This window comes from Buttiauxella cochleicola, from assembly GCF_021283185.1.
Taxonomy (GTDB): Bacteria; Pseudomonadota; Gammaproteobacteria; order Enterobacterales; family Enterobacteriaceae; genus Buttiauxella; species Buttiauxella massiliensis.
Genome location: NZ_JAJSOS010000004.1, coordinates 221382 through 242921 on the forward strand (window position 1 = coordinate 221382; position 21540 = coordinate 242921).

General features: G+C 50.1%; 19 protein-coding genes. 14 read left to right on the top strand and 5 right to left on the bottom strand.

Translation table 11 applies throughout. From position 1 onward, the window contains the following. Window positions 1–140: 140 nt before the first annotated feature. Entirely contained in the window at window positions 141–1313 is a 1173-nt protein-coding gene (manA, locus tag LVQ76_RS08190) for a mannose-6-phosphate isomerase (protein ID WP_232903683.1), read from the top strand. Between the two features lie 134 nt (window positions 1314–1447). Continuing rightward, the gene (locus LVQ76_RS08195) at window positions 1448–2998 is read left to right on the top strand and encodes a YdgA family protein (protein ID WP_232921393.1); all 1551 of its coding nucleotides are present in this window, start codon (window positions 1448–1450) and stop codon (window positions 2996–2998) included. Window positions 2999–3042: 44 nt separating this feature from the next. Here the strand turns inward: LVQ76_RS08195 and LVQ76_RS08200 are convergent, their stop codons facing one another. Then, window positions 3043–4077, bottom strand: coding sequence for a Mal regulon transcriptional regulator MalI (locus LVQ76_RS08200; RefSeq protein WP_232864455.1), 1035 nt, complete (start codon window positions 4075–4077; stop codon window positions 3043–3045). Between the two features lie 185 nt (window positions 4078–4262). On the opposite strand from LVQ76_RS08200, the gene malX reads away from it, so the two are divergent. From malX to add, 3 genes are all read left to right on the top strand, one after another. Continuing rightward, the gene (gene malX, locus LVQ76_RS08205; protein WP_232864454.1) at window positions 4263–5855 is read left to right on the top strand and encodes a maltose/glucose-specific PTS transporter subunit IIBC; all 1593 of its coding nucleotides are present in this window, start codon (window positions 4263–4265) and stop codon (window positions 5853–5855) included. 41 nt (window positions 5856–5896) lie between these two features. Continuing rightward, complete coding sequence (locus LVQ76_RS08210) at window positions 5897–7069, top strand: MalY/PatB family protein (RefSeq protein WP_232921394.1); 1173 nt, start codon at window positions 5897–5899, stop codon at window positions 7067–7069. A gap of 102 nt (window positions 7070–7171) precedes the next feature. Then, a complete protein-coding gene (gene add, locus LVQ76_RS08215) occupies window positions 7172–8173 on the top strand; it encodes an adenosine deaminase (protein ID WP_232921395.1) in 1002 nt (333 codons plus the stop codon). A gap of 51 nt (window positions 8174–8224) precedes the next feature. Here add and LVQ76_RS08220 read toward each other — a convergent pair whose 3' ends face one another. Next, the gene (locus tag LVQ76_RS08220; protein ID WP_232903688.1) at window positions 8225–8935 is read right to left on the bottom strand and encodes a YnfC family lipoprotein; all 711 of its coding nucleotides are present in this window, start codon (window positions 8933–8935) and stop codon (window positions 8225–8227) included. A 232-nt stretch (window positions 8936–9167) separates the two neighbouring features. Here LVQ76_RS08220 and LVQ76_RS08225 point away from each other — a divergent pair, with 232 nt between their 5' ends. The 7 genes from LVQ76_RS08225 (at window position 9168) to clcB (ending at window position 15378) form a co-directional block, all read left to right on the top strand. Then, window positions 9168–9470 carry a DUF1161 domain-containing protein gene (locus tag LVQ76_RS08225; protein ID WP_134182927.1) on the top strand — a complete coding sequence of 101 codons (303 nt, stop codon included), beginning with the start codon at window positions 9168–9170 and terminating at the stop codon, window positions 9468–9470. Window positions 9471–9560: 90 nt separating this feature from the next. Continuing rightward, the gene (dmsD, locus tag LVQ76_RS08230) at window positions 9561–10190 is read left to right on the top strand and encodes a Tat proofreading chaperone DmsD (protein ID WP_370640071.1); all 630 of its coding nucleotides are present in this window, start codon (window positions 9561–9563) and stop codon (window positions 10188–10190) included. Between the two features lie 353 nt (window positions 10191–10543). After that, window positions 10544–11260 carry an osmoprotectant ABC transporter permease OsmY gene (gene osmY / locus LVQ76_RS08235; RefSeq protein ID WP_154150169.1) on the top strand — a complete coding sequence of 239 codons (717 nt, stop codon included), beginning with the start codon at window positions 10544–10546 and terminating at the stop codon, window positions 11258–11260. 22 nt (window positions 11261–11282) lie between these two features. Next, entirely contained in the window at window positions 11283–12185 is a 903-nt protein-coding gene (gene osmX, locus LVQ76_RS08240; protein WP_232864449.1) for a glycine betaine ABC transporter substrate-binding protein, read from the top strand. 9 nt (window positions 12186–12194) lie between these two features. Beyond that, a complete protein-coding gene (osmW, locus tag LVQ76_RS08245) occupies window positions 12195–12842 on the top strand; it encodes an osmoprotectant ABC transporter permease OsmW (RefSeq protein WP_232864448.1) in 648 nt (215 codons plus the stop codon). Next, window positions 12842–13981, top strand: a complete 1140-nt coding sequence (gene osmV, locus LVQ76_RS08250; RefSeq protein WP_232903692.1) for an osmoprotectant ABC transporter ATP-binding protein OsmV — start codon at window positions 12842–12844, stop codon at window positions 13979–13981. Before osmW ends, osmV begins: the two co-directional genes overlap by 1 nt. 101 nt (window positions 13982–14082) lie before the next feature. Beyond that, window positions 14083–15378, top strand: a complete 1296-nt coding sequence (gene clcB / locus LVQ76_RS08255; RefSeq protein ID WP_232921431.1) for a voltage-gated ClC-type chloride channel ClcB — start codon at window positions 14083–14085, stop codon at window positions 15376–15378. Here clcB and bioD read toward each other — a convergent pair. The 3 genes from bioD to ynfL all read right to left on the bottom strand — a co-directional run bounded on the left by bioD (window position 15331) and on the right by ynfL (window position 18462). Beyond that, a complete protein-coding gene (gene bioD, locus LVQ76_RS08260) occupies window positions 15331–16026 on the bottom strand; it encodes a dethiobiotin synthase (RefSeq protein ID WP_034455805.1) in 696 nt (231 codons plus the stop codon). The genes clcB and bioD overlap by 48 nt on opposite strands. 192 nt (window positions 16027–16218) lie before the next feature. Then, window positions 16219–17436 carry a sugar metabolism global transcriptional regulator Mlc gene (gene mlc / locus LVQ76_RS08265; protein WP_232864445.1) on the bottom strand — a complete coding sequence of 406 codons (1218 nt, stop codon included), beginning with the start codon at window positions 17434–17436 and terminating at the stop codon, window positions 16219–16221. Window positions 17437–17553: 117 nt separating this feature from the next. Further along, window positions 17554–18462, bottom strand: coding sequence for a multidrug efflux transcriptional activator YnfL/SxtR(Kp) (gene ynfL / locus LVQ76_RS08270; RefSeq protein ID WP_151993313.1), 909 nt, complete (start codon window positions 18460–18462; stop codon window positions 17554–17556). Between the two features lie 102 nt (window positions 18463–18564). On the opposite strand from ynfL, the gene ynfM reads away from it, so the two are divergent. After that, window positions 18565–19815, top strand: a complete 1251-nt coding sequence (gene ynfM / locus LVQ76_RS08275) for a multidrug efflux MFS transporter YnfM/SxtP(Kp) (RefSeq protein ID WP_232921397.1) — start codon at window positions 18565–18567, stop codon at window positions 19813–19815. A gap of 73 nt (window positions 19816–19888) precedes the next feature. Further along, window positions 19889–21373, top strand: coding sequence for a carboxypeptidase M32 (locus LVQ76_RS08280; protein ID WP_232921398.1), 1485 nt, complete (start codon window positions 19889–19891; stop codon window positions 21371–21373). Window positions 21374–21540: the final 167 nt, after the last annotated feature.

The window sequence follows — 21540 nt, forward strand, 5'->3', positions numbered from 1 at the left end:
GAAAGATAACGGGTCTAACATGCTACACAATTTTTTAACAAAAACTGAGACTAAACCGACTTTTTAATCCCCTGGTTACTTCACTGCGGATAATTGGTTTAATAGCAGTAACTTTGTTTAGATTACTATAGGGCTTGATAATGCAAAAACTCATTAACTCAGTGCAAAACTATGCCTGGGGAAGTAAAACTGCGTTAACGGAACTTTACGGCGTGGAGAACCCAGAAAACCTGCCTATGGCAGAACTTTGGATGGGGGCTCACCCGAAAAGTAGCTCAAAAATTCTTGATAATGGCCAGGCTCGTTCACTGCGTGACGTGATTGATGCTGACAAACCCGCACTGTTAGGCAAGGCCGTTGCAGAGCGTTTTGGTGAGCTACCGTTTCTCTTCAAAGTGCTGTGTGCCGATCAACCCCTTTCTATTCAGGTTCATCCTAACAAAAAAGCTTCTGAATTGGGCTTTGCCAAAGAGAATGCAGCAGGCATTCCATTAGATGCCGCAGAACGTAATTACAAAGATCCAAACCACAAACCAGAACTGGTGTTCGCGCTTACCCCATTCCTGGCAATGAATGCGTTCCGTGAGTTTAGCGATATCGTCTCTTTGCTGCAGCCCGTTTCTGGCGCACACCCTGCCATAGCTCATTTCTTACAAGAGCCAAATGCGGAACGTTTGTCACAGCTTTTCGCCAGCCTGCTGAATATGAAAGGCGATGAGAAATCCCTGGCACTCGGCGTGTTGAAGGCAGCGTTAAATAATCAGCAAGGCGAGCCGTGGGAAACCATTCGCGTGATTTCTGAGTTTTACCCGGACGACAGTGGCTTATTCTCACCACTGCTGTTGAACGTGGTGAAATTACAGCCGGGCGAAGCGATGTTCCTGTTTGCGGAAACCCCGCACGCTTATCTGAAAGGTGTGGCTCTTGAGGTGATGGCAAACTCGGATAACGTCCTGCGCGCAGGGCTCACGCCAAAATACATCGACATTCCTGAGCTGGTCGCAAACGTTAAGTTTGTGCCAAAACCTGCCGCTGAATTGCTGACTCAGCCGGAGAAAAATGGCAGCGAGCTGGACTTCCCTATTCCAGTTGATGACTTCGCCTTCTCCTTGCACGATCTCAGTTCTCAGCAAGTTCAGCTTGCCCAGCCAAGTGCGGCCATTGTGTTCTGCACTGAAGGTGAAGCAATTTTAAGCAAAGACCAGCAGCAATTGACGCTCAAACCTGGTGAGTCTGCGTTTATTTCTGCGCAAGAATCACCGGTATCTCTCAGCGGTGTAGGTCGTGTGGCTCGTGTATTCTCTAAAATCTGACTTTAAAGCAACTTACTGATCTTTTTGGGTAGGATTGCTAAGCTGTGTAGAATCAGTTTCTTCAATGCCTGCGGGCATTTCAATCATCTGCCGGAGGACTACCGGCAGATGCACTTAATATGGACTACGACAGAATGAAAAAATCACTGGTTGCAGTAGGTGTTATTGTGGCTTTGGGTGTGGTGTGGACTGGGACAGCCTGGTACACCGGTAAACAGCTCGAAGGCCGTATGGCGGAGATGATCAGCAACGCTAATACCGCATTGAATAAAGCCTCACCCGAAGCTGGCTTGACGCTGGGCTACCAGGATTACCATCGTGGTCTGTTCAGCAGCACCATGGAGTTAGTCATCAAGCCAACCGCAGGAATGACAAGCGCGATCCTCAAGCCTGACCAAACTATCGTATTTAACGAAACCATTGATCATGGCCCGTTCCCGTTTGCACAACTGAAAAAATTCAATCTGTTGCCATCCATGGCGTCAGTTCATACCACATTGATGAATAACCCAACCACCAAGCCATTGTTTGATATTGCTAAAGGCCAGTCCTTTATTGATGCCCAAACGCGCATTGGCTATAGCGGTGACACCTCTTCTGATATCAACTTGCTGCCACTGAATTATGAAAATGGCGAGCAAAAAGTTGCCTTTAGCGGTGGTGAGTTCAAGGCTGATGTTGATTCCCAGGGTGATAAAATTGCCGTGAGTGGCGAAGCGCAAAGCGGCCTGGTCAATACCGTCAATGAATACGGCCAGCACGTACAGATGACCTTTAACGGTATCAAAACCGAAGGCAATAGTGCGCGTAGCGAATTTATCGAGCGAATTGGTATCCAGAAAGCCTCGATCGACAAGTTATCCATTTCCATCGAAGGCAAAGAAATGGCCGTTGTGGAAGGTTTTAACATCAACGCCAAATCTGAGCTTCAGGAAGATAAAAAGCATCTTTCCGGCCAAATCGATTACGCGATTAATTCTTTGAAGATACAGAACAAAGATATTGGTAGCGGCAAGCTAACGCTCAAAATCGGCAATCTTGACGGAGCGGCGGTGCGCGAATTTAGCCAGAAATATAATGCTGAGTCGCAAAAATTACTGGCAGATCCTGCTGTTGCGCAGAATCCAGAAGCTTACCAGCAGCAAATTGTTGAGCTGTTTGCCGCCAACCTGCCGCTGTTGTTGAAAGGTGATCCGGTGATTACCATTGCACCATTAAGCTGGAAAAATGCTAAAGGCGAAAGCAGCTTCAATCTGTCTTTGTTCCTGAAAGACCCGGCGCAATCAACGGGTGAACCAACAACTCCGGAAGAACAACTGAACCGTGTGGTTAAATCTCTCGACAGTAAGCTGGTTATCCCAGTAGATATGGCGACTGAGTTAATGACTCAAGTTGCGCAGTTTGAAGGCTACCAGCCTGCCGAAGCAGCTAAACTTGCCGAGCAGCAAATCAAAGGTCTGGCCGCAATGGGCCAAATGTTCCGCGTGACCACTATGGAAGACAATAATGTGGTTTCCAGCCTGCAGTACTCCAACGGTCAGGTGACACTGAACGGCCAGAAAATGGCACTGGGCGATCTGTTAGGAATGTTTGGTATGCCGACTATGGGTGAGCCAGAAGCGGCCCCGGCACCAGAACTTGAAGCACCTGCCACACCAGACGCGCCTGCTGTTCCTCAGCAATAATTATGAGCGATGCCTGGCTAAGAGCCTCCCTTTAGGGAGGCTCTTTAACTTTTTCTCACCACTAATCGTGCTGGCATAATCTGACTGAGCGCACTGGTATCACCTTGTTGTGTACGTTGCAGGATACGCTGCCCAGCCATACGGCCTATCTCACGAGCAGGTGTAGAAACCCAGGTTAATGGCAAGTCATCCAGTTCATCGTCCATCACTTCAGCGAACGCTGCTAGTGCCACATGGCGGTCATAGTAACTGTCGATACTTCCCTCACCGCTTTGTCTTCCTGCGCGCAGTAAACCAAACCATGCCCCCATCGCCACAGTGCTGTTGTGGCAGAGCACAGCAGTAATTGTCGGGTTGTGCTGTAGAAGTGTGGTGATCGCGTCCGCCGCTTTTTTCTGACTCGGCTCGCATTCGATTATCCACTCACTGTGGAATGGCAAGCCGTATTGCAGAAGTGTGGAACAATAACCACCCACGCGCTCGGCGCGAGTCAAAGAGGCACCATCACCACCGAGCCAGGCAATCCGTTGATGCCCACGCTTGATCAAGTGTTCGGTGACAAGCTGAGCGGCCTGCATATTGTCAGGCCTGATAATATCGGCCTCATCGAGGTAGCTGGCGCGAGAGGCAAATACCAGGGGTAAATTTTTCTGTTGCGCAATAGTACGCATATCCGCCCCCTGTCCTGCTGCTCCGGCGACGATAATGCCATCCACTCCTTGTGCAATTAACATGTCAAAGCAACGCTGCATATGCTGCCCCTGCGCGCCACTTTGGGTCAGGAAGAGTAGCTTGCCCTGCTTTTCTAGTTCATCCGTTAAACCTGCGGTGAGCTCGGCATAAAAAGGATTGCATAGATCACGCACGATCAACCCAATAACCCCGCTTTGGCCACCACGTAATGAAACAGCCTGGCGATTACGCACAAATCCTAACTTTTCTATGGCTTCATTCACGCGCAATCCGGTCGCTGGTGAAATGCGCCCTTTGCCACTGAGAACCAGAGAAACTGTCGTAACAGAAACTCCAGCGGCTTCAGCAACTTCGTTAATTGTTATTTTCTTTTCCTGAGTCGTCATTAGGCCGACGGACCCTCCATGAAACAAAATTTAGTGATAAAACGTTTAACCTCATATGAGGTATTAAGCACTCTAGTGAGCTTTAGATCTGTGAACTATAGCGCAATAAAGGTTGGTAAAACGTTTTATCATCCGCTTCGTTCTTTACCACCACCCATCTATCAACCAGGGTTTAAGGAGTCGTTATGGCGGCTAATACACCACAAAAAATTACGCTTTGGGAGTTTTTTCAAAACCTTGGCAAAACCTTTATGTTGCCCGTGGCACTTTTGTCGTTCTGCGGCATCATGCTCGGTATCGGGAGTTCACTCAGTAGCCACGATGTAGTGACTCTGCTTCCAGCATTAGGTAATCCTGTTTTACAGCTAATTTTCACCTGGATGGGGAAAGTCGGCTCGTTTGCGTTTAGCTTCCTACCAATTATGTTCTGTATCGCAATCCCACTTGGGCTGGCGCGTGAAAACAAAGGTGTAGCGGCGTTCTCCGGTTTTGTCGGTTACGCGGTAATGAACCTTGCAGTGAACTTCTGGCTGACGGCTAAAGGCATTTTGCCGACAACAGATGCCGCCATCCTGAAAGCAAACAACATCCAAAATATCCTGGGTATTCAATCTATTGATACCGGCATTTTGGGTGCAGTTATTGTCGGTGTGATTGTATTCCTGCTGCATGAGCGTTTCCACAACGTGCGCTTGCCTGATGCGCTGGCATTCTTTGGTGGTACCCGCTTTGTACCGATTATCACGACTCTGGTCATGGGTATTGTTGGTCTGGTTATCCCGTTAATCTGGCCAGTTTTTGCCGCTGGGATCAACGCCCTGGGTAACATGATCAACAGCGCTGGCATGTTTGGGCCGATGATCTTCGGTACCGGTGAGCGCTTATTGCTGCCGTTCGGTTTGCACCACATCCTTGTTGCGCTGATTCGCTTTACTGATGCAGGCGGAACGATGGATGTTTGTGGCCATAGCGTCAGCGGCGCACTGACTATCTTCCAGGCGCAATTGAGCTGCCCAACGGTTCATGGTTTCTCTGAAAGTGCGACCCGCTTCCTGTCACAGGGTAAAATGCCTGCGTTCTTAGGCGGTTTACCTGGTGCGGCACTGGCGATGTATCACTGTGCTCGCCCTGAAAACCGTCACAAAATTAAAGGCCTGCTGATTTCTGGCGTGATTGCCTGCGTGGTTGGTGGAACGACTGAACCGCTGGAATTCCTGTTCCTTTTTGTCGCTCCTGTGTTGTATGTCATCCACGCTTTGTTGACTGGCCTTGGCTTTACCATGATGGCGGTATTGGGTGTGACTATCGGTAATACCGATGGCAACATCATCGACTTCGTCGTGTTCGGTATCCTGCACGGCCTGGCGACAAAATGGTATATGGTGCCTGTGGTTGCAGCTATCTGGTTTGCGGCATATTACGCAATTTTCCGCTTTGCCATAACCCGCTTCAACATCAAAACGCCGGGTCGTGATATCGATAACACCACCAGCGCTGAAAAAGCGATTGCCGGCCAGGTGGGTAAATCGGGTTACAATGTTCCAGCCATGCTCGCAGCTCTGGGCGGTGCCGAGAATATTGTTTCTCTCGATAACTGCATCACTCGCCTGCGTATGTCAGTGAAAGATATGGCTTTGGTTGACAGTGCCGCACTGAAAAATCTGCGTGCCATCGGTGTGGTGCAACTCAACCAGCACAATCTGCAAGTGGTGATTGGTCCGCAGGTCCAGTCGGTGAAAGATGAAATGGCGCATCTGATGCAAACTGCTCAGGCGTAAATCATAACGGGCGCTACGGCGCCTGTTTGTTGCGAGGTAATATGTTCGATTTTTCCACAGTCGTTGACCGCCACGGAACCTGGTGTACTCAGTGGGATTATGTCGCTGACCGTTTCGGTGCCGCCGATCTCCTGCCCTTTACCATCTCCGATATGGATTTCCCTACCGCTCCAGTCATTCTTGAAGCTCTGCAACAACGTTTATCTCACGGTGTATTAGGTTATAGCCGCTGGAAGAATGAGGAGTTTCTTGGCGCGATCGCGCATTGGTATCACACTCGTTTTAACAGTGTGATCGATAAAGAGTCGATAGTGTACGGCCCGTCGGTTATCTACATGGTATCGCAACTCATCCGCCAGTGGTCTGAACCTGGCGATGCAGTGCTAGTCCATACCCCTGCGTATGACGCATTTTATAAAGCCATTGAGGGCAACCAACGCCAGGTATTTAGCGCTCCGTTGCATAAAACCGAAGGCAGTTGGATGTGCGATATGGTTGCTCTCGAAGCGCAACTGGCGAAGCCTGAATGCAAGATCATGCTGCTTTGTAGCCCGCAAAATCCTACCGGCAAAGTCTGGATACGTACTGAGCTTGAAACCATGGCAATGCTCTGCGAACGCCATGGCGTGAGGGTTATCAGTGATGAAATCCATATGGATATGGTATGGGAAGGCCACCAGCACACGCCGTGGAATGAAGTAGGCAAAGGCCAGTGGGCTCTATTCACATCGGGTTCCAAAAGCTTCAACATTCCTGCATTAACAGGTGCTTATGGCTTGATTAATGATAGTGATGAGCGCCAGAAATACTTAAATGTGCTGAAAGGTCAGGATGGATTATCATCCCCCGCCATTCTTGCCGTTGTCGCACATATCGCGGCCTATCAAGAAGGTTCAGTCTGGCTTGATGAGCTTCGAGTTTACCTGCAAAGTAATCTGCGCTTTGTCGCCGATGCGCTGAATGGAGAGTTTGCGCAACTAAACTGGCAACCGCCGGAATCCACTTATCTTGCATGGATAGATTTACGCCCATTGGGCATTGATGACAACGCGCTGCAAAAAGTGCTTATAGAGCAGCAAAAAGTCGCCATCATGCCGGGATATACCTATGGCGAGGAAGGAAAAGGATTTGTACGACTGAATGCCGGCTGCCCACGCGTTAAGCTTGAAGAAGGTGTGAAGCGCCTGATTGCGGCGATTAAATCTCTGCAGTGAAGCTAAGGGGAGAAAACTCCCCTTTTTGTTTGCGCAACGTAGCTATTTAGGTGCGTTTGTTCTTATACTGTTGCGCACTTTAATCAAAAAAAGAGTGCGACCATGATTGATACCACCCTGCCGTTAACCGATTTGCACCGCCACCTTGATGGCAATATTCGTGCTCAAACTATTCTTGACCTGGGCCGCCAGTTTAATCTGCCGCTCCCGGCTGATTCCCTTGAAACACTTCGTCCTCATGTACAAGTTGTGGAAACAGCACCTGACCTGGTGAGCTTCCTGCAAAAACTGGACTGGGGCGTTAAAGTCCTCGCGGATCTCGATGCCTGCCGCCGCGTAGCATGGGAAAACATTGAAGATGCAGCCCTGAATGGCCTGCATTATGTCGAATTACGTTTCTCCCCCGGCTACATGGCCATGACCCATAACCTGCCGGTTGCGGGTGTTGTGGAGGCGGTGATTGAAGGCGTTCGCCAGGGCTGCCGTGATTTCGGTGTTGAAGCCCGCTTGATTGGCATTATGAGTCGTACTTTCGGTGAGGCGGCATGTCTGGCTGAGCTGGAGGCCCTGCTGGCACATCGCGACAGCATTACTGCCCTTGACCTTGCCGGTGATGAACTCGGTTTCCCGGGTAGTCTGTTCCTGAGTCACTTTAACCGTGCACGTGATGCGGGTTGGCATATCACCGTTCATGCCGGTGAAGCCGCTGGCCCGGAAAGTATCTGGCAGGCAATTCGTGAGCTGGGTGCCGAGCGTATCGGACATGGTGTTAAGGCAATCGAAGATCCGGCACTTATGGATTTCCTTGCGGAACATGGAATTGGCATCGAGTCCTGCCTGACGTCCAATATCCAAACCAGCACGATAGCTTCAATGGAAAAGCACCCGTTGATTACCTTCCTGGATAAAGGCGTGCTGGCTACGATCAATACTGATGACCCAGCCGTCCAGGGTATCGATATTATTCACGAATATAATGTGGCTGCACCGCAGGCAGGTTTGAGTGCGGCACATATTCGTACCGCACAAGAGAATGGTTTAAGAATTGCTTTCTTATCTGATGCAGAAAAACAGGCGCTGATTGCCAAGGTTCGCGCCGCGTAGCTCCGACAAGAGCTTGAGTCAGCTTGCTGACTCAAGCTTTTACCCTAAGCATCAATAATAATTGATGCTATTTTTAATCGTATAGCTTTCAACTTTCGGCGGTTTGACACTTTCATCGGTGATGTTCAGTACACATTCCAGTGGGTTGAAATACCCGTCGTAATCGCAAGTTTGTTTGACCAAAGCGATAGACTTGCCGTTGAGTGTGCTTTCAGAGGTGTAATCGAGTTTTTTCTTATTGTCGCTACCGGATTTCGCCTTGATAGCCAGGGTGTCATTTTTTGCTGTAGTTACCTTACCTAACGGATATCCATCTGCGTCGTAGTTATAAACAATGGATGTCGCTTCACTGTGCGCTGCCACCACAAAACCTTTATCGTCCGTCTCATAGGTAATAGCGACACTCGGCAATTCTGCCAACTGGCATTTCCCCTGAAGCTTTACCCGTTTTTCTCGGGTGATAGCGTCAAGATAGTAATTAGCATCCAACACCAGGGTTGCCCCGGTATTGTTTTCCAGATCGTGAAATTCTAGCTCGTTGAAACACCCTTCTTCCGATATCAGGCCAACAATGCGTTTCACGACTTCGCCTTTTTCATTGATTAATGTCTGACTGAAGTCTTTTACCGGCCCACGCAGCGGGTCAAAATCAAATTCATTCGAGAAACTCGCCATTTCTGGCGTGTAAGAAAGCGTATTGTTCTGATCGTCACACCCGGCAACAGAGGCTGCCAGCGCACAGAGGATAATGATTTTCTTCACGTAATACCTGTCCCCGACTTGAAATGTAACAACAATGATGTACCCAAAATAATTCGAGTTGCAAGAAGACGGCAAGAGAGCGAGTCCCGATGAGCTTACTCTGGTAAGTGATGCGGGTGAGTAAACGCAGCCAACGCACATGCAACTTGAAGTATGAAGGGTATAAGCAAATACAACAATTTACACTGCAGATACTATTCTTACTACAGCCCCTAAACAGAAGGAAGATACGATGAAACGTTCAATTTGGCTTGGTGTATGCCTGTTGGCTGCAGCAACTCCCGTACTAGCCGCACAGACTTCCTGCGATACGGTCAAGGCCGACATTCAGCAAAAGATAATCAATAACGGTGTCCCAGAGTCAGGCTTTAGTTTAACAATTGTTCCTAACGATCAAGCTGATAAGCCTGATGCCCAGGTTGTTGGCCATTGTGGTAATGATACGCAAAAAATCCTTTATACGCGTACCAGCAGCGGAAACTATCCGGTAAGCGGTGGTAGTACGCAGGATGGGTCACAAAGTGAGCCACAATAGTTATTAAAACGGATGTCGATGTCTAATGCATAGCAATTGCCAGGCAATCCGTAGAGAATGCGCGGCATAACTCGCGCAACAAGGAAGAGAATGATGTCTGAAACAACGCAACGACTGGCGACTATCGCCCTGACGGGAAGAGTGCTCGGTGCGCTTTTTTATCAAGAACCCAAAAGCCGGGATGTCGCATCACTGTATGCCTCACTTCAGGATCCATCCTGGACTGAGCAATGGCCAGTGCAGCATGAAGAGCTGGCGAGTATCGCTCAGCGTATGGCGGAAGGTTTTAGCTATGAGCCAGAATCTTTGAGTGAAGCCTGGCAGCGCCTGTTCATCGGCCTGGACGCTTTACCTGCCTCGCCCTGGGGTTCGGTCTATCTCGATAAAGAACAAGTGCTTTTTGGTGATTCGATGCTTGAGTTACGCCGCTGGATGCGTAAAAACGACATCTCCAACGAGCAAGAAAACAACGAACCCGAAGATCACTTCGGTTTGCTACTGATGCTGGCCGCCTGGCTTGCTGAAGAAAGATTGCAGCCTAAAGTTGACGAACTTCTTGCCTGGCACATCCTGCCGTGGAGCGGGCGTTTCCTGGAGTTGTTTATCGCCAATGCTGAACATCCGTTCTATCAGGCGTTAGGCGAACTAACTAACCTGACACTTGCTGAATGGAGTAAAGGTTTGCAGATTCCTGTCGCACAAAAAGAGCTCTATTCCTAAGAATCTGAGTAACGGTGGATGACGTTTTCGCTTATCCACCGACTATTTCTCTAATATCAAACCGCATATTACCCCCTCATTATCCGGCATTTACTCTCAGTCACTTTCCCCGTAAAAGTTACAACGTAACTTCACTCAAACACTTTTAAGACAATTCTTTACAACCACGTTTCAAGCGAGGCGGCACAAGGCTAACTCGTTAATTTACACGCTAATCATTCGCCTGGTAATTTCCCTGTTTACTGGAATCATTCCCATTGCGTTGCTATAGGTCAAAACACCCTGCCGACACAAGGCATAACAACAAGCGACCTCAAGGTTGCTATAACGTGCACCCAGGGAGACACACTGCAATGCATAATACTTCCATCGTAAAACGCACTTTTTTTGGTGCACTGGCAATAATCGTCGTCCTCGGATTATTGATTTGGGGAATTGGCCCCGAAACTATAATCGCGCGTAAAGTGGATTTGCTTTATCTCGGGCAACAACACTTAATTTTGGTGTTTAGTTCGATGGCGCTGGCTCTACTGGTGGGGATCCCGAGCGGAATTCTGCTCAGTCGCCCTGCTGCTCGCCGTTTCGCTGAATATGCGATGCAAATCTTTAACGTCGGAAATACCTTGCCGCCGCTGGCCGTCTTAGCGTTGGCGATGGTGTTTATCGGGATTGGCGACAAACCTGCAATAATCGCACTGTTCCTCGCTTCGCTGCTGCCAATTGTCCGTAATACGTACTCGGGTTTATCCGGTGTCCCTTCTTCACTTATCGAAGCTGCCAACGGCATTGGCATGACTAAATGGCAACGCTTGCGTCAGGTCGAATTACCTAACGCATGGCCTGTCATGCTTTCGGGTATCCGTATTGCAACCGCAATTAACGTTGGTACTGCACCGCTGGCGTTTTTGATAGGTGCCAGCAGTTACGGTGAGCTTATTTTCCCGGGCATCTACCTCAATGATTTCCCGACGCTGATTTTAGGTGCAGCTGCCACAGCACTCTTTGCCCTGATCCTTGATGTTGCACTCGCGGGCTTAGGACGCGTGTTAAGTCCTCACACAGTGAAATAAAAACAATAAAAAGGAGCCCGTCATGAAACCATTTAAACCGTTACTTGCCGCACTCACCACAACGCTGTTATTTGCAGGCGCAGCAAAAGCCGAACCTATCGTGCTGGCAACAAAAAGCTTTACCGAACAACATATTTTGTCTGCCATGACCACACAGTACCTGCGTAAGAAAGGCTTCCAGGTGACGCCGCAGACCAACATTGCCACCGTAATTTCCCGTAATGCGATGATCAACAAACAGGTGGATATGACCTGGGAATATACCGGTACCTCATTGATTATTTTTAATCACATCAACAAACGTATGACCCCACAGGAGTCCTACGACACCGTTAAAAAACTCGATGCCAAACTCGGATTGGTGTGGTTGAAACCTGCCGATATGAACAACACCTACGCCTTCGCGATGCAGCGCAAACGCGCTGAAGAAGAGAACATCAATACCATGTCGGAACTGGTGGCAAAAATTGAACAAATCCGCAAAACAGACCCGGACAACAACTGGATGCTCGGACTAGACCTGGAGTTTGCCGGGCGTAGCGATGGCATGAAGCCATTGCAGCACGCCTACAACATGCCGCTCGACAGACCGCAGATTCGCCAAATGGACCCAGGCCTTGTCTATAACGCAGTGCGCGATGGGTTTGTGGATGCTGGGTTGATTTACACCACGGACGGGCGCGTGAAAGGCTTTGATCTAAAAGTGCTGGAAGACGATAAGGGCTTCTTCCCAAGTTATGCCGTGACGCCTGTTGTGCGTAAAGAGACGTTAGCGGCGAACCCTGGGCTTGAGGAGGCTCTCGACACCCTCTCCGCATCACTCAATAACGACGTGATATCCACCCTGAATGCCAAAGTGGATATCGACCATGAAACCCCACAAAAAGTTGCGCAAGAATTCCTGCAGCGCAAAGGCTTGCTCTAAGGAGGCATCATGGAAACGTTACATTATATGATTGATAACGCAGGTTATCTTGGCAGTCTGACTCTACAACACTTGTGGCTAGTCTTATTAGCTGTGGGGCTGGCGATAGTTATTGGCGTGCCGTTGGGAATTTTAATTGTGCGCCACAAATGGCTCGCCACGCCCGTTTTGGGTATCGCCACCATCGTGCTGACGATCCCGTCTATCGCGCTGTTTGGCCTGATGATTCCGCTGTTTTCGCTGGTTGGACAAGGGATTGGCGTATTCCCCGCCATTACCGCTGTCTTCCTCTATTCGCTCTTGCCTATTGTACGCAACACGCACACCGCATTAGATAGCCTGCCGCCCGGCTTACGCGAAGCGGGACGCGGTATCGGCATGACCTTCTGGCAACGCCTGCGTTGGGTTGAAATCCCAATGGCTTTACCGGTGATTTTTGGTGGTATTCGTACCGCAGTGGTCATGAATATTGGTGTGATGGCGATTGCTGCGGTGATCGGTGCTGGCGGCTTAGGTTTGTTATTGCTAAACGGTATCGGCAGCAGCGACATCCGTATGTTGATTGCCGGTGCGGTGATGATTTGTGTTTTGGCTATTGTGCTTGATTGGTTATTGCACCGCCTTCAATTGGTGCTGACTCCTAAGGGGATTCGATAATGATTAAACTAGAAAATCTCACCAAACAGTTCGTTCAGAAAAACGGCCAGACGTTTAACGCGGTTGATAACGTCAGCCTGAACGTGCCTGAAGGCGAAATGTGCGTGCTGCTCGGCCCTTCCGGCTGCGGTAAAACCACTACGCTCAAGATGATTAACCGCCTGATTGCCCCAACCGGCGGCAATATTCTGATTAACGGTAAAAACACTAACGAGCTGGATACCGTCACGCTACGCCGCAATATTGGCTACGTTATCCAGCAAATCGGTCTGTTCCCGAATATGACGATTGAAGAAAACATTACCGTCGTGCCGCGAATGCTGGGTTGGGATAAAGCGCGCTATAAAGAACGCGCCAGCGAATTAATGAGCATGGTGGCGCTTGACCCGAGCAAGTTCCTGAACCGGTATCCGCGTGAAATGTCAGGCGGCCAGCAGCAACGTATCGGTGTGATTCGTGCCCTGGCGGCGGATCCCCCGGTGCTGCTGATGGACGAGCCGTTTGGCGCGGTCGACCCTATCAACCGTGAAGCAATCCAGAATGAATTTCTGGAAATGCAGCGTCAACTGAAGAAAACAGTCATGCTGGTCAGCCATGATATTGATGAAGCACTGAAATTGGGTGACCGCATCGCCGTATTCCGTCAGGGGAAAATTGTGCAATGTGCCAGTCCCGATGAACTCTTAGCTAAGCCTGCCAATGAATTTGTAGGCTCGTTTGTTGGCCAGGATCGCACCCTGAAACGCCTGTTGTTGGTTCAGGCAGGTGACGTCACCGACCAACAACCGACAATTACCGCGCGTGAGTCCACACCGTTACCGGAGGCATTTTCTACTATGGATGATAACGACATGCGCTCGATAACCGTTGTGGATGGTGAAGGTAAGCCATTAGGCTTTGTGAAGCGCCGCGAAGCGCGTGGGGCAATCGGTTCTTGCTCTGAGTTACTGCATCCGTTCCGCGTGACCGGGCGTGCGGAAGATAACCTGCGAATTGTGCTATCTAAACTCTACGAGCACAACATGGTATGGATGCCGATTACTGACGAAGATGGCCGCTACAGCGGTGAAATTTCGCAAGATTATATCGCCGATTACCTTAGTTCAGGCCGCACCCGCCGAGCACTGAATATTTCGTAGTTTAACAACGCCAACATTAGTCGGGTTAGCGCCAGCGACATCCGACAAAACAGCAACAAACGGTGGATGACGCTAACGCTCATCCACCTTACAATACCTGGATGCACCATCTAAACCACTTCCCCGATATGAAAGGCATGCTTCGACGGCTAATATTCGCCGTCTGGATTGGCGTTGCCTCTGCATTAGTCGTCTGGCTGTTTCGCCAGTCAATGTATTTCCTTGAAGGCCTTTTCCTTGGCGACCATAGTGGAAGCCTGGTTGCAGCCGCTGCAGCACTCCCGCCGTGGCGCAGATTACTCACCCCGGCTATTGGTGGTTTACTAGCGGGTACACTACTTTGGGGCTGGCAACGCGCCACACGCCAGCGCCCTTCTGCTCCCACCGACTATATGGAAGCCATCGAAACCGGCGATGGGCGTCTTGATGTATCCGCAAGTCTGGTCAAATCGACCGCGTCATTGATTGTGGTAGCAAGCGGCAGCGCCATTGGCCGTGAAGGGGCCATGATCCTGCTGGCCACCGTGTTTGCTTCGGTATTCGCCCAGCGTTTCACCAATAAAGATGAATGGAAACTATGGGTCGCCTGCGGAGCTGCCGCCGGGATGGCAAGTGCTTATCACGCGCCACTAGCGGGCAGTTTGTTTATCGCAGAGATTCTGTTTGGCACACTGATGCTCGCCTCGCTGGGCCCAGTAGTGATTGCCGCCGTCAGCGCCTTGTTGATGACTCATTTACTCAATGACGAACAAACATTGCTTTATACCGTGCGAGCGTTAAGCGCTCCGCAACCTATACAGTATTTGCTGATGGCAACCTTCGGTGTGATAGCCGGTGTCGCCGGGCCGTTATTACTCTGGCTGATGTCCCACAGTAGTAAATTGTTCCAACGTTTGCATTTAACGCCGCCGTTGCAACTGGCGCTGGGTGGTTTGCTGGTTGGGCTGCTTTCGCTGATTACACCATTGGTTTGGGGAAATGGTTACAGCGTGGTGCAATCGTTCCTTTCTCAGCCTCCGGCGCTGCTGTTTGTGGCAGGGATTCTGGTTTACAAACTAGCAGCGGTGCTGGCAAGTAGCGGTTCAGGCGCACCCGGTGGCGTGTTCACACCGACACTATTTGTGGGTGCCGCGCTCGGAATGCTGGTCGGACAATGGTTTGGGATTTGGACGTGGAGCGGCGATAGTATCGCTATTTTGCTGGCATTAACCGGAATGGCAACGCTTTTAGCGGCGACTACGCATGCACCGATTATGTCCACATTGATGGTTTGTGAAATGACCGGGGAATTTACTTTACTCCCCGGTTTACTGCTGGCGTGCGTAATTGCTTCAGCACTTTCGCGCTGGTTACGCCCGCAAACGGTCTACAGTCAGAACGCTGCTAAGACGGGATAAATCGATGTAATTTGCCAGTTCACGCTGCTCAGCTCGAGGCAAATAAGGCAGTTCGCCCACCAGCGGTGCAGGCAATTTCTTGCTTAATACATCGATAATTTCTGCGTAGTGTGCAAGCCCTGGATTGATACGGTTTGCCACCCAACCAATCAGTGGCAAGCCATCATTGGCAATCGCCTGAGCTGTCAGTAAGGCATGATTGATGCAGCCTTCCTGAATCCCAACCACCATCAACACCGGTAACTGTTCCTGAACCACCCACTCCGATAATGGACGTAAGTCGTTCATCAGGCTGCGCCAGCCGCCAGTGCCTTCGACAACAACATGATCCACCTGCCCGGCCAAACGTTGAAGCCCATCAGACAGCAGCGAATAGTTAATCTGGCAGTTATGGCTCACGCTGCTTTCTTCTTCGCTAAGAGCGATAGGATTGATGGCTTCATAAGGTAAATTGACAGTGGAAACGCTTTGTAGAACTAACGCGTCTTTGTTGCGTAGGCCCTCTGGCGTCTCTTTACTGCCTTTGGCTACCGGCTTATAGCCGACGACACTTTTGCCACTGGCTGCAAGAGCCTGCAACAAGGCGCGAGAAACCACAGTCTTCCCGACTGCAGTATCGGTACCCGTTATAAAGAAACGCGTAAGCATGACTAACTCCCAAGGTAATGCTTTAAGTACCCATCAAACTTAAGGTTGCAGGTGTGGTTATAGCCCGCCCGCAACTCAAATTATTCAGGGTATGAGTGATTAAAAATTGAATAATTCAGGAGTGAAAGTCTAAAAGAATAGTCATTCGACCAGATTGAGATAGCGCAATTTTTAGTGGATCAGGCAATGACATTAACCTTGCAGCAAGCGAATCAATAATGAACCGTTATACATTGCATCTTTTACCAGCGCCGCGCCCGCCATTGTTCCACGATGATTGTACTGGGTACTTTCAACAACCATATGTTCGCTATATGCAGGGAGTGCTTGTTGGCGAATACAACTGGTGATTGCCGGATGCAGAATCTCTGCGGCTCGGTTAAACGGGGAACCAATCAGGATTTTTTGTGGATGGAACAGATTCACCATTATCGCAAGTATACGGCCGACGTTAGTGCCAATACCGAGAATGATATCTTTCGCTAATAGATCGCCACTTAATGCAGCATCACAGAGAGACTCGACTGTCAGAGGTTGCTCATGCAGCATGGAACCCATCGACTGGCTCATGCGAAGCTGCGCCAACTCAAGCACGCTGTCGATACTGGCAATCGTTTCCAGGCAACCGTGGTTACCGCAATAACAACGTTTACCATACGGATCGACTTGCGTATGGCCAATTTCAACCAGGCTGCTACTGCCCGCATGGAGCAGGCGGCCATCGGTAATCACACCGGCTCCGACGTTATCATCAATAACAACCTGAATCACATCACGAGCGCCCTTTGAGGCGCCAAACAGCCCTTCCGCCATCGTCCAGGCGCTGATGTCATGCTGAATATAGACCGGCACACCGGTATAGTTCTCCAGAATCTCACCGAGCGGCATATCACAGACTTCATAAAACGGCATCCGATGCACTATGCCGCGCTTGGTGTCGATAATACCCGGCATAGTGATAGCTATCGCCGTCAGGCGCTCAAGTTTTTGCTGATGGCGGATAAAGAACTGGTCAATCTGCGCGATGATTCGTTCAATAAGCGGTTGTGCGTCATTTATAGCAAGGTCAACCGTATCTTCAACTATCAGCTTGCTGCTTAAATCATGCAGGCCAAGCGAGATTTCCCCACGACTAATACGCACGGACAAGTAGTGCCATGCTTCAGTTTCCAGCATCAAACCCACTGCTGGACGGCCCCGGCTACCGGGGTCTTGAATTTCCGTTTCCTGCACCAGATGAGCTTCAATCATTTCACGAACAATTTTCGTGATGCTGGCAGGCGCAAGTTGCGCCAGGCGAGAAAGATCGATGCGCGACACCGGCCCATGGGTATCAATCAAGCGATAAACTACGCCCGCATTAGTTTGCTTGATCTGATCAATATGGCCCGGTTGACTATCAGCAACCACTTGCGACTCCCTTTATTTTCGCGCTTCGAAATAAACTTTGGGCTATGGTGAAACACTTCAAGTGAAGGAGTCAAATATTTAGGTAGGGTTGTGATTTACCGCACATAATCTGCTGTATTAACCCTCTTTTAACGTCGTTATTGACTCAGTGAGCAGCGCAGAGATGCGAAGTGCCGCCGCAGAAAGTTCACGGTGCTTTGGCCAAACCAGCCACATTTCAGATTGCGCTTCCGGCTCATCAATGGGTAGCCACACCACTTCAGATAGACGGACGCGTTTAAATGAAGCCGGAAGTATCGACACCCCTAACCCGGCGGACACCAACCCAATAATCGTCATAGCCTCGCCCACTTCCTGGGTGATGTAGGGTGAAATCCCGTGGCGTTGCAGCAGGCCGAGAATATCCTCATACAGCCCGGTCCCAACGAGCGGGTCAAAGAAGACAAAAGGTTCATGTGCGAGCTGTTGCAGTGAAATTTTTGAGCATTGGGCCAACGGATGGTCACGATGCACCATTGCCAGTAGTGGCTCACGTAGAACCAGACTCCAGTCGAGCGTATCCGGAAGCCGCGTGTTGCGCATTAAACCGAGTTCGAGTTCACCGTCGTTTAACGGTGCAATTTGCTTGCGAGTGTTGATTTCCCGCATCTGGAGATGTACGTCCGGGTAGCTGCGGCGAAATGTCGAAAGACTATCGGATACCGTTTTAATAAAGGGCGCGGATGAGGTGAAACCAATACGCAACTCGCCGGTTTCCCCTTGATGAAGCCGGGCTGCGCGCCCTGCCGCTGCATCAACCTGGCTTAAAATCTGCCGGGCATCTTGCAAAAACTGGCTGCCTGCGGCGGTCAGATTCACGCTGCGATTAGTTCTCGCCAGTAGACGCGCACCAATTTGCTGTTCCAGGATTTGAATTTGCTGGCTCAAAGGTGGCTGAGAGATACGTAAACGCGCGGCAGCCCGTCCAAAATGCAGCTCTTCAGCAACGGCAATAAAGTAACGCAGATGGCGCAATTCAATATTCATACTTTTAAAATATTAATTGAGATTATTAATATATTAGACAGAACAATTACAATTTTCTACTCTGAAAAGAAGACTTCATTTGTGGATTTTTAAGGACCGATTTTGAGCCGTACAACCCTCGTCAACACCGCCCCGGCAGCAGATATTGACGAAAGACGATCTCCCCAGCCGGTCACTTACATCAAGCGTGGTTCACCTCAATTTATGCGCGTTACGCTTGCGCTCTTTTCCGCAGGACTTGCCACCTTCGCGCTGCTTTATTGTGTACAACCAATACTGCCGGTTCTTTCTCATGAATTTGGAGTCTCACCGGCCAGTAGCAGTATTTCGCTATCTGTTTCTACCGCTATGCTGGCGATTGGGCTGCTCTTTACTGGCCCGCTGTCTGATGCCATTGGTCGTAAACCCGTGATGGTTACGGCGCTATTACTCGCCTCATGCTGCACGCTGCTTTCCACCATGATGACAAGTTGGCACGGCATATTGGTGATGCGTGCCCTGATTGGGCTGTCTCTTAGCGGTGTTGCTGCGGTTGGCATGACTTATCTGAGTGAAGAAATCCACCCAAGCGTAGTGGCATTTTCGATGGGGCTGTATATCAGTGGGAACTCGATTGGTGGCATGAGTGGCCGCCTGTTAAGCGGCGTGTTGACCGACTTCTTTAACTGGCGGATTGCGGTTGCAGCTATTGGCTGCTTCGCACTCGCGTCAGCATTAATGTTCTGGAAAATACTGCCAGCATCAAAACATTTTCGCCCTTCTTCGCTGCGGCCAAAAACGCTGTTTATCAACTTCCGACTGCACTGGCGTGACCAGGGGCTACCGCTGTTATTTGCGCAAGGCTTTTTGCTGATGGGGGCGTTTGTCACCCTGTTTAACTACATTGGTTATCGCCTGATGCAGGGGCCGTGGTATTTAAGCCAGGCGGTGGTCGGGCTTTTGTCGGTAGCGTATTTGACCGGGACATGGAGTTCGCCAAAAGCCGGGGCAATGACCGCAAAATTTGGCCGTGGCCCGGTGATGGTCTTTTCCACCGCGGTGATGCTGGCAGGCTTGGTGTTAACGGTCTTTTCACCGCTGCCGATTATCTTCATCGGCATGCTGCTCTTTTCTGCTGGATTCTTCGCCGCACACTCCGTCGCCAGTGGCTGGATTGGCCCGCGAGCTAAACGCGCAAAAGGGCAAGCCTCGTCACTTTATTTATTCAGCTATTACCTTGGTTCAAGTCTTGCCGGGACGCTTGGCGGTGTGTTCTGGCACCAGTTTGGCTGGCCGGGAGTCGCGAGTTTTATTGGCTCACTCCTGGTCATCTCCTTAATGGTGGGGACACGTTTGCATCATCGCGCACAATAACCCCGTTACGGCCTCGTTTTCGGGATGGCTTTTTGCTATTTTCGCAGCGTAAACCATCTCTTTATGAGGCTCTATGGAAAAGCAAAACTATAATCATCTCACCCGCACCTTCCAGCGTCTTTCCCGTTTTGGACATCTCTCAGCCATCGCTGGCTGGGATATGTTCACCAATATGCCACCGAACGGCAGCACAGCGCGCGGCGAAGCCCTGGCCGAACTGAGTGTTTTGCAGCACCAAATCCTGACCGATAAAAAAATCGCCACGCTATTGCAGGCCGCGGTTCAGGAAAATTTGAATGATGTAGAACGTGCAAACCTGCGTGAAATGACACGCCAGTACCAGGAAGCCATTCTATTACCCGCCTCACTGGTAGAAGAAAAATCGCTGGTTGGGACGCACTGTGAACATGGCTGGCGCACGCAACGCCCAGCCAACGACTGGCAGGGTTTTTCTACCAATTTAAAAGAAGTGGTTCGTGTTAGCCGTGAAGAAGCAAAACTGCGCGCCGAAGCAAAGGGGAAATCTCCATACGACGCGCTGTTAGACATTTATGAACCAGGGATGACCAGCGCTAAACTTGACGTTCTGTTTGGTGACTTGCGCACCTGGTTGCCAGCATTGCTGCAAAAAGTTGTCGATAAACAAGCAAAAGAGTCGGTCATAACTCCTGTTGGCCCATTCGCCACGAACGACCAACGCGAGCTTGGCCTGGAAACCATGAAGCTGTTGGGCTTTGATTTTAACGGTGGCCGGCTTGATGTTAGCGCGCATCCGTTCTGTGGTGGAGTGCCGGAAGATGTACGCATCACCACACGTTACGATGAAAGCGATCTGGTCAGCGCACTGTTTGGCGTTATCCACGAAACGGGCCATGCGCGTTACGAGCAGAACCTGCCACGTGAATGGCTCGGTCAGCCTGTTGCTCTTGCGCGTTCCACGGCGATTCATGAGTCACAAAGTCTCTTCTTTGAGATGCAGTTGGGTCGCAGCAAAGAGTTCCTTAAACTGCTGCTGCCGATGGTTACATCGCGCTTTGGCAAACAACCTGCGTTTGAGACGGCAAACTTTATTGCCGTTAACCAGCGTGTTGAGCGTGGTTTTATCCGCGTTGATGCGGATGAAGTGAGCTATCCAGCCCATGTTGTGTTGCGTTACGAAATTGAGCGCGCGCTGATTGACGGCGAAATTGAAGTGGAAGACATCCCGGCACTGTGGGATGAAAAAATGCAGCAATGGTTGGGGCTTTCTACCAAAAATAACTTCCGCAATGGCTGTATGCAGGATATTCACTGGACTGACGGTGCTTTCGGTTACTTCCCTTCGTACACGCTGGGCGCAATGTATGCCGCTCAATTGTTCAATGCTGCAAAACTTGCGCTGCCACAGCTCGAAAGCGATATTTCGGAAGGAAACTTCAGCGCATTGTTCGACTGGCTACGTCAGAATATCTGGCAACACGGCAGTCGCTTCACAACGTCAGAACTTATCACCAACGCTACCGGTGAAGACCTTAACCCATTGTATTTCCGCAAACATTTAGAAGCGCGTTATCTTTAATCTTCCTCACCTGTCCGCGCCCTAAATAATTCGGATTGTAGGGGGGATTAGCGTTAGCGACATCCACCATTGACGCAGGTTATGTCGGATGTCGCTGCGCTAATCCGACCTACGAAGGAATTTCGTCATCAATTCCCCGGCGTGTACAAACCGTTACACGCCGAAAC

What these genes read in the sequence shown, in the direction of transcription:
- manA (WP_232903683.1), top strand. Translation starts at nt 141, where the DNA reads ATGCAAAAACTCATTAACTCAGTGCAAAACTATGCCTGGGGAAGTAAA.
- LVQ76_RS08195 (WP_232921393.1), top strand. Translation starts at nt 1,448, where the DNA reads ATGAAAAAATCACTGGTTGCAGTAGGTGTTATTGTGGCTTTGGGTGTG.
- LVQ76_RS08200 (WP_232864455.1), bottom strand. Translation starts at nt 4,077, where the DNA reads ATGACGACTCAGGAAAAGAAAATAACAATTAACGAAGTTGCTGAAGCC.
- malX (WP_232864454.1), top strand. Translation starts at nt 4,263, where the DNA reads ATGGCGGCTAATACACCACAAAAAATTACGCTTTGGGAGTTTTTTCAA.
- LVQ76_RS08210 (WP_232921394.1), top strand. Translation starts at nt 5,897, where the DNA reads ATGTTCGATTTTTCCACAGTCGTTGACCGCCACGGAACCTGGTGTACT.
- add (WP_232921395.1), top strand. Translation starts at nt 7,172, where the DNA reads ATGATTGATACCACCCTGCCGTTAACCGATTTGCACCGCCACCTTGAT.
- LVQ76_RS08225 (WP_134182927.1), top strand. Translation starts at nt 9,168, where the DNA reads ATGAAACGTTCAATTTGGCTTGGTGTATGCCTGTTGGCTGCAGCAACT.
- dmsD (WP_370640071.1), top strand. Translation starts at nt 9,561, where the DNA reads ATGATGTCTGAAACAACGCAACGACTGGCGACTATCGCCCTGACGGGA.
- osmY (WP_154150169.1), top strand. Translation starts at nt 10,544, where the DNA reads ATGCATAATACTTCCATCGTAAAACGCACTTTTTTTGGTGCACTGGCA.
- osmX (WP_232864449.1), top strand. Translation starts at nt 11,283, where the DNA reads ATGAAACCATTTAAACCGTTACTTGCCGCACTCACCACAACGCTGTTA.
- osmW (WP_232864448.1), top strand. Translation starts at nt 12,195, where the DNA reads ATGGAAACGTTACATTATATGATTGATAACGCAGGTTATCTTGGCAGT.
- osmV (WP_232903692.1), top strand. Translation starts at nt 12,842, where the DNA reads ATGATTAAACTAGAAAATCTCACCAAACAGTTCGTTCAGAAAAACGGC.
- clcB (WP_232921431.1), top strand. Translation starts at nt 14,083, where the DNA reads ATGCACCATCTAAACCACTTCCCCGATATGAAAGGCATGCTTCGACGG.
- bioD (WP_034455805.1), bottom strand. Translation starts at nt 16,026, where the DNA reads ATGCTTACGCGTTTCTTTATAACGGGTACCGATACTGCAGTCGGGAAG.
- ynfL (WP_151993313.1), bottom strand. Translation starts at nt 18,462, where the DNA reads ATGAATATTGAATTGCGCCATCTGCGTTACTTTATTGCCGTTGCTGAA.
- LVQ76_RS08280 (WP_232921398.1), top strand. Translation starts at nt 19,889, where the DNA reads ATGGAAAAGCAAAACTATAATCATCTCACCCGCACCTTCCAGCGTCTT.